The organism is Sphingomonas sp. LC-1, assembly GCF_025371035.1.
Taxonomy (GTDB): domain Bacteria; phylum Pseudomonadota; class Alphaproteobacteria; order Sphingomonadales; family Sphingomonadaceae; genus Sphingomonas; species Sphingomonas sanguinis_E.
This window is the reverse complement of the sequence record NZ_JANZXB010000017.1, coordinates 32,484-41,265: the sequence shown is the minus strand read 5'-3', so window position 1 is coordinate 41,265 and position 8,782 is coordinate 32,484. Positions and strand designations below refer to the sequence as shown.

The window sequence follows — 8,782 nt, the reverse complement described above, 5'->3', positions numbered from 1 at the left end:
CCCGGCCTCCCCCCTCCGCCGGGCCCCCCCCGGGGGGGGCCCCGCCTCTCCCCCCCCCCCCCCGCTGCTGGCCCAGTTCGCCGGCAGAAACCGACGCCGGCAGCCCAACATTCCGCAGCGAAAGCACGCGGCGTTCTGCGGCATCCGCAAGCGCTGCACGCTCGCGATCCAGCGTTGCGAGCCTGGCATTTGCCGCCTGCGCGGCTTTTTGCCTCTCGGTCGCTGTCCAAGCCGCCTCTGTAGCGGCCCGCGCTACCGCTTCGGCCTGGCTTGCAAGCTCGGGAATAGTCGCGAGCGCCGCCGTAATCGCAGCGCGAAGCGCGCCCGCTGTCTGCCAGTCATGGGCGCATACCGGACAGCTGCTCGCCGCATGGCTACGCTCATGTGCGAGCAGGTCGCGTGCCGCCGATTGAAGCCTGGACAAAGGGGCAGCCGCGGCGTCGCGCTGCTGGTTCGCCACAGCCGCCCGGCGTTCCGCATCGGCCGCATCGGCCCGTAGGGCAGCAAACGCCGCTTCGGAGACTGTGGCTGCACTGGCAGCCTCGCGCTCGACGTCGAGCAGACGCAGCCGTTCTGCCTCGCGATCGGCCTGTTCCAATCCGGCGGAAAGGGCAATCAACAGTGCGCGGCGCTCGGCACGCGCATCAATGGTCCACCCGGTCTCGGGCAGACCGGCGCGGAGAGAGCCAAGTGTGACGGGTACAGGATCGAACACTTGAGCTCGGTGTATAATCGAGAGCATCGCAGCGGCCCGCCGCGCCAGCCGGTCGCCAGCCGCCGCGAGCGCCTGGCTCGCCGCGGTGACGCTCTGGCGTTCGGATTCGCTCGCTGCGACCTTGGCAGCCGCCGCCTGGCCGTTCTTGCCCACCTCAGCAAGTTCGGCATCGAGCTTAAGTTCTGTCACTTTTGCCGCGGCAACGGCGTGCTCCAGCGCGGCACGGCTGGTGCGACGAACCTCGACCGCGCTCAGGGCGTTGCGCCGGCGCTCGTTCTCATGCCGGCCGCGGCGTTGCAGTGCCGTCAACGCCTCCAGCCTATCTGGAAACGGTGCATCGGGAGGGGGCATATCCGCAGGTGTCGGTTTGAGCAGAATCTCGGCTTGGGCGACCTCGCCAATCGCCGACGCCGCCGTCGTATCCGGCGACATATCACGGCCAAGTTCTTTCTCAAGTGCATCGGCCTCGACCAAGCGTTGTTGGGTTAGCTGAACTTGGGCACGCAGCCGCGACGAAAGCTCGGCCGCATACTTCTCGAACTGCCGTTCGGCATCGAGCAGATGCCTGATTCCCAACAGGTCGGCAAAGACCTGGGTGCGCCGTTCGATGGTCTCATCGTCGGTATCGACGAGGGCCGCCAGTGCCTCCGCGCTCAAAAACCGGGTGCCCTTAAGCCAGCGCTGGCGCAGGCTGATCGCGGTCAGGTGATGGGCTTCATTAGCAGCGGCGGCCGGTGCCAGCAGCGCAAGGAGATCGTTTGGCCTCTGCGGCACCGCGAGCCCGTCGATCTGGAACGCGGCCGGGGATTGGCTGCCCTCGGCGATGCGCGAAAGTTGATAGGCCGTACCGCCGACCCGGACATTCGCAGCGACGTGCGGCTTGTGCTCGGGCCCGGTGAACTTCGAGCGCAACACCTCGGCGTCGAAATCCTTCTTGTCCTTCAACCGGTCGACCTGACCCGTCAGCAACCACTCCGCCGCTTCGCACATCGTTGTCTTGCCGGTCCCGTTGGGCGCGAACACCAGCGTCAGCGGTGCGCGCAGATCGAACTCGAGGACCTCGCCGATTCCGCGAAACGCACCGACCGTGAGCGACGAAAGGCGAACGCCCCGCGTCATGCCGTTTCATCCTGGATCAGCGTCGCCGACAGGCCCAGTGCGGAAAGGTCTTCCCATACCGCTTGGGCTTCACTGTCGATCTTGGGCCATACCAGCTCGCCACCACTCGTCGGCATCGTTTCGGGTAAACCGACCACGGTCACGTCGGCCACGCGCAGCCACGTACCCGCAGCCTCCTCAGGATCAGCTTCACCCGCTGGCCAGATCAAGTGCTTGCGGCAGACCTGCGACGACAGTTCTAGGCGCCGAACGTCCTCACTAGCGTCCGCTGCCGGTGCGGCCGGCAACGCAAGAACAAGATAGCGGTCGATCGGCCCACGCGACTGCGCCTCGCCGCGTACGAGCATCTCGTCGAACCAGCCTTGTCCGTCGCGGGCGGCGGCAATCACGCCCACAGCGTCGCTAGCATCGCACGGCCACAGGACAAGTCGAGCGTAGCTTGAGGTCCACAATGTCGTCCCCCCCGGGACCGCATGCTCGCCCGCTGCGACGGGCAACCCGGTTTGCTGCAGCCCAACCTTCGCGCAAAGCTCATCGACCTGCGCCACCGCGAGGTCGAGATTGCCAACGGCAGGCTGCATATCCGTCATTCCGCACCATCCTCAGCAAAACATGCATCGATCTGCCCGAGCAACTTCGCGACGCGCCCGGCATCGGTGCCTTCCTCGAAATCGGCCTAGACATCCGCGACGTTGGCGAGGCCGAGACCCGCAACCCGCCGCAAGCTTCGCGCCGCCGTGAAGTCGTCCTCGCGCGCGGCAAGCGATCCGCCCGCGGCCAGTTCGGCACCCGACGAAGGCGCGGCGCTGATATCGTCACGGCGGTCCTGCGGGATCTCGCCCTCGACTAGATCGCCGTTCGGCCCCGCACCCAGCACGATCAGATCAGGATGTTCGCCGCCGGGCAGCATGCGCCACGCGGCAAGATCGCGTCGCATCGCCAACCGCGACTTGTCGGGCGAACGCCATATCAGCAGATGCTTTGCATTCGCCATCCGCAGTTGGCCGGTTAGCTTGGGATTGGCCTGCCAGACTATTCCGTCGATCGACTTGAGTGTGGCAACGGCATGGATGCCCGCTTTGAACGCCACGCTCGTCTCCGCGACGTGGAGCCTGTCAGGATCCTGTGGCTGTGCGGGAGCAACCCCGCTCAACGTCGCGTCGAGCAGTGCTGCCGGGGTCGGCGCTGCCGCTGCATGCAACTGCTCGACGACCAGTTTGAGACCAAGCTGCAGGCGCGGTGCAACTGTGCCGACCGGCGGATAACGGCGCAGGAAACGTGCAATCTCGCCCGCCGCGGGCGGCGGTGTCGGGCCCGCAAGCGTGGCAAGCCCGGCATTGCCGATCGGGCAACTCATATTGCCGCGCCAGGCGAACTTGCCCTTCACCGGCGTGAACGGTCCCCATGTAACATGCCCGGTGGTCGCGCAGGCTTCTGTAACCCGGACAACACCGCCCGCGATGCCCATATCATTGAGCGCACGTACTGCCGGCAGATTGTCCTGCCCCTTGGGCAATGCATCGAACGGAACGTAAAGACCGCTCAAACTGCGCCATTTATCATGTGCTTCATCGGCCTTCGGCGCATCCGCAGCTATGTTGCACAATGCGACTGCTCCCGACCGCCCAGCGAGCACCATGTTGAGCAGCGAATTCACCGCGGCGACCCAGTTGACGTTGTATCCACTCTGCAGCAGCGATCCGACCACCAGCGCAGGTCGATCAGCGGCAGTCGCTTCAAGCGCGTGCAGGATCCGCGCTTGCGGCGAGCCTGCATCCTGTGCAGCCGGCTGCAACAGGTCCGCGCAGATCAGCGGAAAGATATCGACGTCGCCAAAAGCGAGATGGAGGATGGCGCGGCCTTCCTGAAGATCGGGCAGGTTTACCGCTTCGACCGACTGCTCCAGCACATTCTTGAGATAGGCAATGCAGTGCGTAATTTCGCCTGGCGCATGCAGCCAGCACCATCCGCCATTGACCCGCTGGATATCGCTGATTGCCCCATCGGCTTCGCGCCAGCCGAGGTGGCATTACGTGGCTTCACCTGCGCCAGCGGCCTGCCAATCGAGCACTGATTGGCCGATCGTCGCGCCGAACCCGGCCAGTAGAATGATCGGGCGCGTCGCCGCCCGAACCAGCGCGTCGATCTGGGCCCAATCGCTCGACCCAAATGTATATTCTGGAGCGACGACCAAAACCGGATCCGCGCCGGGGATCATACGCTGCAAAGCTGGCGCCGCATGGTCCGGGCCCCCAACCAGCAGATCGCGCACCGCGCCGATCGCCAGGGGCCGGGGATGATCGCCGTCGACGGAGGCCGATGAGGGCAATTGCAGCAGACAAATCCCGAGACGGCTGGCTGCCAGCAGCGAAGCTGCGACATCTACTCGCGTGACGCGTTCGGAAAAATGGAGAGTCACGTCGGGCACGTAGTGGGACTGTACTCACATTTTAGGGACAGGAACCTTAGCGTGAACTAAATGCCGCGTCACGCGTCATCGGGCGCAGGTATGCGGCGAGTAGATGCGCCGGACCTGCAAAGCCGTGATCCAGCTTAACAATTCGGTGAGTGAATTGCGCCGTTCCGCCGCACCCGCGCGCAGCATCATCCAGCGACACAGAGCCAGCCTTCAGACGTGCTTTCATACACCTGGCCATAGCCGGTGCCGAGGCCGACGCCGTGCTGGTTGAAGCAGCGGGCGCAGATATTGGCCCAGCATGGACCGATATCGCCATCGACCATGAACCGCAGCGGCGCGAACGGATGCTCGCAAACATCGCAGGCGTCGAGATCGCCCATCCAATAGGAGATCTTTTCCTGCGCAGGCGCATCCGCGATCAGTTCGGCCAGCCGCCGCTCGGCCAGCGGCATGTCGTTGTTGATGAAGGCCTGGATCGTCTGCGCGAACCCCTGATCGATCCGCATGAAGGGCGCAACGATCTGGTGGACCTCGTCGACATGGGCGTTGATCAGATGGTTGATCGAGCGGATCTCGCCCTTGACCGGCACGATGATCGAGCCCTGCACGCGGACGCGCTCGGGGCCGGCGTCGGTGTCGCGGAATACCGAATAGCGCAGCCCGAGATCGGTCATGATGTCGCGGTTCATCGTCCGGTTCTTGCCGAAATGGCAGGCGAGGAAATAGGAGAAGTCGTTGCCGTTGAAATGCTGCGCGATCACCTTGGCGAAATCGGGCTTGGTGCCGTCCCATTCCGGCAGGCCGATGAACCGCTCGGTCTCGCCGTCATGGACAATGTCGAGGCGGAAGGTCGGCACATAGCCGGGAAAGCCGAATGCCGAACTGGCGATCGCACGCAAGATATCCTCGGGGCTATAGGCGATCAGCTCGATTGTCGCCGGACCCGGCTTGCGCTCAGCATAACGGATGAACTGCAGCACGGTGCCCTGCCATGCCTCATTGTAGAAGAAGATATTCTCGACCCGGTTGGTTAGCGCTCGCATCAGCGGCGCGGAATTGGTCCGAGCGGTGAAGCGCAGCCGGAAATCCGCCTCGCCGCCATCGCCCTTGATCTCGGCGAGGATCGTCTCGTCGCTGATCATCGGATCGTCAAGACGCCCGAAGCGGTGCACGCGGATATCGTCCTGCGCGCCGTTCGCGAACACTCGCGCGCCCTTTTCCGGATTGGCGATCTCGGCGGTATCCGACCCGATCTGATGCCGCCCGGGCGCACCCTGCGGCATCAACCAGGCCATGTCGGCCGCTTCGGCGATCCGGTCCTCGAGCTCGGAATAACCCGCATTCTCGGCGAGGAATTCGGCATGAGCCTCCTCATCGAGATGGGCCTCGATCAGCGCGAGATACTCGTCGAGCCGCAGTTCGCGCTGTGCGAAATAGAGGAAGGCTCGCCCTTCGAGGCTGGGGCTGGTGGGTCGCGACTGGACGAGCACGAAGTCGGTGAGGCCCGTGCGCTGAATGTGTGCGGCAAGACGTGGCACCGCCGCGCTCGCGCTGGCATCGTCGACAAAGCCCCATAGGAAATGCCGGACCGCAAGCTTGCGGTGCGCCGCGAGCGCTATCGGTTCGACACGCTTGATCTCGACCGGCAGGCCATCGGGGCCGCGCACAATCTCGCCTGCCCAGATCTCATACGGCGCCGAGGGCACGAATTCGGAATAGGGCACGAGTAGTTCGTGCCATTCGACCGACAGCAGAATCAGCCGATATTCGGTCTCCTTGAGCAGGTATTTCTCGCGCAGCAGCGCGGCATATTTGTAGAGTTCCTGGATCGCCTCGCGCGCCGCCGAATTGGTGCGCTTGATCTCGATGATGACGAGCTGCCCATCGGCGGCGCGCGCGAAGATATCGAGAAACCCCGAAGCGCCGTTCGGATTGGCCAGATGAAATTCGGTATCGACCAAAGTCAGGCCCGGCTCGATCATGTCGAGATGCTGGGCGAGGTAATCGCGGAGCGCCGCTTCGTTAGGCATAGTCTTCATGCGCCGGTTCCATCATCGTCATCCGGCCAGGCCGTGACGGTGACGCGGCGTTCGGACCGGTCGTAATCGACCGCGCGAATGATATGTACCGCGATGCTTTCGGGCGCGAGGCGCAGGGTCAGCGGCCGATCATCGCCGAAATCGGGCTGCGCGAAGGTCGCTGGCAAGTCCTCGGGCAAGGGCGGTGGCGTGCGCCCCAGCGCCGCGAGCGGATCGGGCGGCGCTTCCGCGCCGATCTCCTTGACCGACAGGCTGATACTGTCGTCGAAATCCTCGGAATCGACATCGATCTCGCGGATAAGGGCGTCGATATAATGGCTGTGGTGCGGGAAAGGCGCGACCCGCGCCGAGCGGTTGAACAGCATGACATTGCCGAGCGCCGATCCGCGCTGGGTCGATTTGTAGAGAATGCCATCGATCGCGGGCACGATCCGCTCGGCCAGATATTCGGCGACGACCTGGGTCGCGACATAGCCCTGGACCTCGTCGCCGGGCAGCACCGGCCGGGCGATCTGATCGCTGAACGTGCGCAAGAAATACGCCGCATCGCGCTTCGCGACAAAATCCGGATCGAACGGGCTGGCGTTAACCGACAGTCTGTCGAGCGCCTCGCAGTCAAGCAGCCGCAAGGATCGCAGCACATCGAACCGCGCGACCACGACATGCGCACCGACCGGCGGGCGGATTTCGGCGATGCAGGTGGTCACATCGACCGCGCCGTAGAAGGCCGAAATGCCCGGGGCGTTGAGCCGGCCGCCATTGCCCTGGCCGGGCGGCAGCGGCCCGATCTGCTTACGGGCTCCAACAGGATGCGGCACAATTCGGGTTCGTTGGCGGCGATGCGCGCGCGGTAGAATTGACCGCCGGGCGTCGCCGGCTCGACCGTCTTGATGATCGGTTTCGCGTCATAGGTCAGATGGCCGCCGAGATCGGCGAACACTTCGTCAAGCCAGGCCAGGGCTTCGGCGTTGATGTGCCTTGCCTTCTTTCTAAGCGAATCGCAGAAACGCTGCCAGCGCTGGTCCTGCCAGAATATCGGCGTGCGGCCCGGCGCGAAGCCGGTCAAGTAGTCATAGAGATTCTGACAATCGTGGAACGACGCGATCTCCTCATGGACCTCGCGCAGATGCTCCTCGATCCGCTGTGCAAGATCGTCGTCGATGCCCGCGATGCGCGTGAAAATCTCCGCCGCGCTGGTGTTCTGGTCATAGGGCGTCAGCTCGAAATGAGGCGCGAACGCCTCGTGTATCTGCTCGGCCAGCACGGCCAGTTTGATCGAGGGTCGGCTCTCGCCACATTCCTCGCACACGGCCGTGACCGCGCCGGCCGCGAGCCGCGCGCGCAAATGCACGTTGCCGATACACTCGAGACAGACCGGATTCTCCATGGTCCCGCTCATGCCAGCGGATCGCGCGCACGTCGCGGTCCGCCGCTGTCCGCGATCGGCGGTAGCGTCTCGGCGCGACGCTACCGCCGCGCTGCCCAGCGCCGATAGCGGCGCGGTGAACGCCGCGCACGGATTGCCGTCGATGTTGAACGGCAGCGGCAATCCGCTGGTTAGCAGCAGATGCTCGGGTTCCCATGGCGCCGGGTGCGTCGCCCATGCGACGCGCGCATGGGCATGGAGCCAGCGATCGAGCAATTGTTCGCCCGGATTGGTGAAGGTCAGGCGGCCGGTGGTGCCGACCCGCCGCAGCGTCGTGCCGACTTCGGCTTCGAGCAGGCAGCCGAGCGTCAGCCGCAACGTCGATCCGGCAGCATTTCCCCCGAAATGGGTGCGCAGCCGCTGCTGGATGTGCGAACGGCTCGGCGAACGGCCATTGGTCGGCGGCTTCTTGGGGGAAATGCTGCAATAGAGCAAGGTCAAGTCGTCGCGCCGGTGACACTCGCTGGCATCGACGCCCGGCAGGACGACATCGGAATACCAAGCATAGATGCCCGGCTGGCTCGGCGCACCGATGCCGCGCGCGTCGGCCTCGGCGGCGGTGTAGAGGCGCGTCGGCGTCAGCAGCGTGGCGAGCGTCAGATCGCCGGCGAAGCGGTCGCGCCAGTCCATCAGCGGCACCAGTCGGACTTGGGCAGGCCGCGCGGCCACGGCTTCGCCGCGCCCCCCCCCCGCGATCAGGCTCGCCCCCATATCGCGACCGCCGACGCTGACCGTCGCGACGGTCCGCTCGAAACTGCGGCCGACCCGATACAAGGTCACAGCGCGCCCGTCGATCAGGCCGCGCAACTGCACCCCCCGCACACTTGCCGAGCACCATCTCGTGCGCGGACTTGGCGTAGCCGGGCTGGGTTTCGGGGGCGTCGATTCCCGATATTCGGATGCGTTCGCCGCTCATCAGGCGGAAGGTTTCGCCGTCGGTGACATAGCGCACGGTGGCGGTCCGCGCCGCGACCGGGCCGCCCGCTGCGAGCGCGGCGGCGAAGCCGCCGTCAAGGAAGGGGAATGAGATACGCATTCGCTCGATCCTAACGCAACCGCGCGGG

Annotated in this window: 7 protein-coding genes; all 7 read right to left on the bottom strand. The window is 65.1% G+C overall.

What is annotated here, in order from left to right; translation table 11 throughout:
- Positions 1-1,834 (bottom strand): ATP-binding protein (locus NZL82_RS18170; RefSeq protein WP_261271157.1); only part of this gene is annotated, 1,834 nt, incomplete at its 3' end.
- A complete protein-coding gene (locus tag NZL82_RS18165) occupies positions 1,831-2,424 on the bottom strand; it encodes a hypothetical protein (protein WP_261271156.1) in 594 nt (197 codons plus the stop codon). The genes NZL82_RS18170 and NZL82_RS18165, both read right to left, overlap by 4 nt.
- Before the next feature lie 86 nt (positions 2,425-2,510).
- Positions 2,511-3,743, bottom strand: a complete 1,233-nt coding sequence (locus NZL82_RS18160; protein WP_261271155.1) for an ABC-three component system protein — start codon at positions 3,741-3,743, stop codon at positions 2,511-2,513.
- Between the two features lie 120 nt (positions 3,744-3,863).
- The gene (locus NZL82_RS18155; protein WP_261271154.1) at positions 3,864-4,262 is read right to left on the bottom strand and encodes a hypothetical protein; all 399 of its coding nucleotides are present in this window, start codon (positions 4,260-4,262) and stop codon (positions 3,864-3,866) included.
- Between the two features lie 176 nt (positions 4,263-4,438).
- A complete protein-coding gene (locus NZL82_RS18150; protein WP_261271153.1) occupies positions 4,439-6,292 on the bottom strand; it encodes an endonuclease NucS domain-containing protein in 1,854 nt (617 codons plus the stop codon).
- Positions 6,289-7,110, bottom strand: a complete 822-nt coding sequence (locus tag NZL82_RS18145) for an RES family NAD+ phosphorylase (RefSeq protein ID WP_261271152.1) — start codon at positions 7,108-7,110, stop codon at positions 6,289-6,291. Before NZL82_RS18145 ends, NZL82_RS18150 begins: the two co-directional genes overlap by 4 nt.
- Positions 6,996-8,540: a GIY-YIG nuclease family protein gene (locus NZL82_RS18140; protein ID WP_261271151.1), complete on the bottom strand. Its 1,545-nt coding sequence runs from the start codon at positions 8,538-8,540 to the stop codon at positions 6,996-6,998. Before NZL82_RS18140 ends, NZL82_RS18145 begins: the two co-directional genes overlap by 115 nt.
- Between the last annotated feature and the right edge of the window lie 242 nt (positions 8,541-8,782).

What these genes read in the sequence shown, in the direction of transcription:
- NZL82_RS18165 (WP_261271156.1), bottom strand. Translation starts at nt 2,424, where the DNA reads ATGACGGATATGCAGCCTGCCGTTGGCAATCTCGACCTCGCGGTGGCG.
- NZL82_RS18150 (WP_261271153.1), bottom strand. Translation starts at nt 6,292, where the DNA reads ATGAAGACTATGCCTAACGAAGCGGCGCTCCGCGATTACCTCGCCCAG.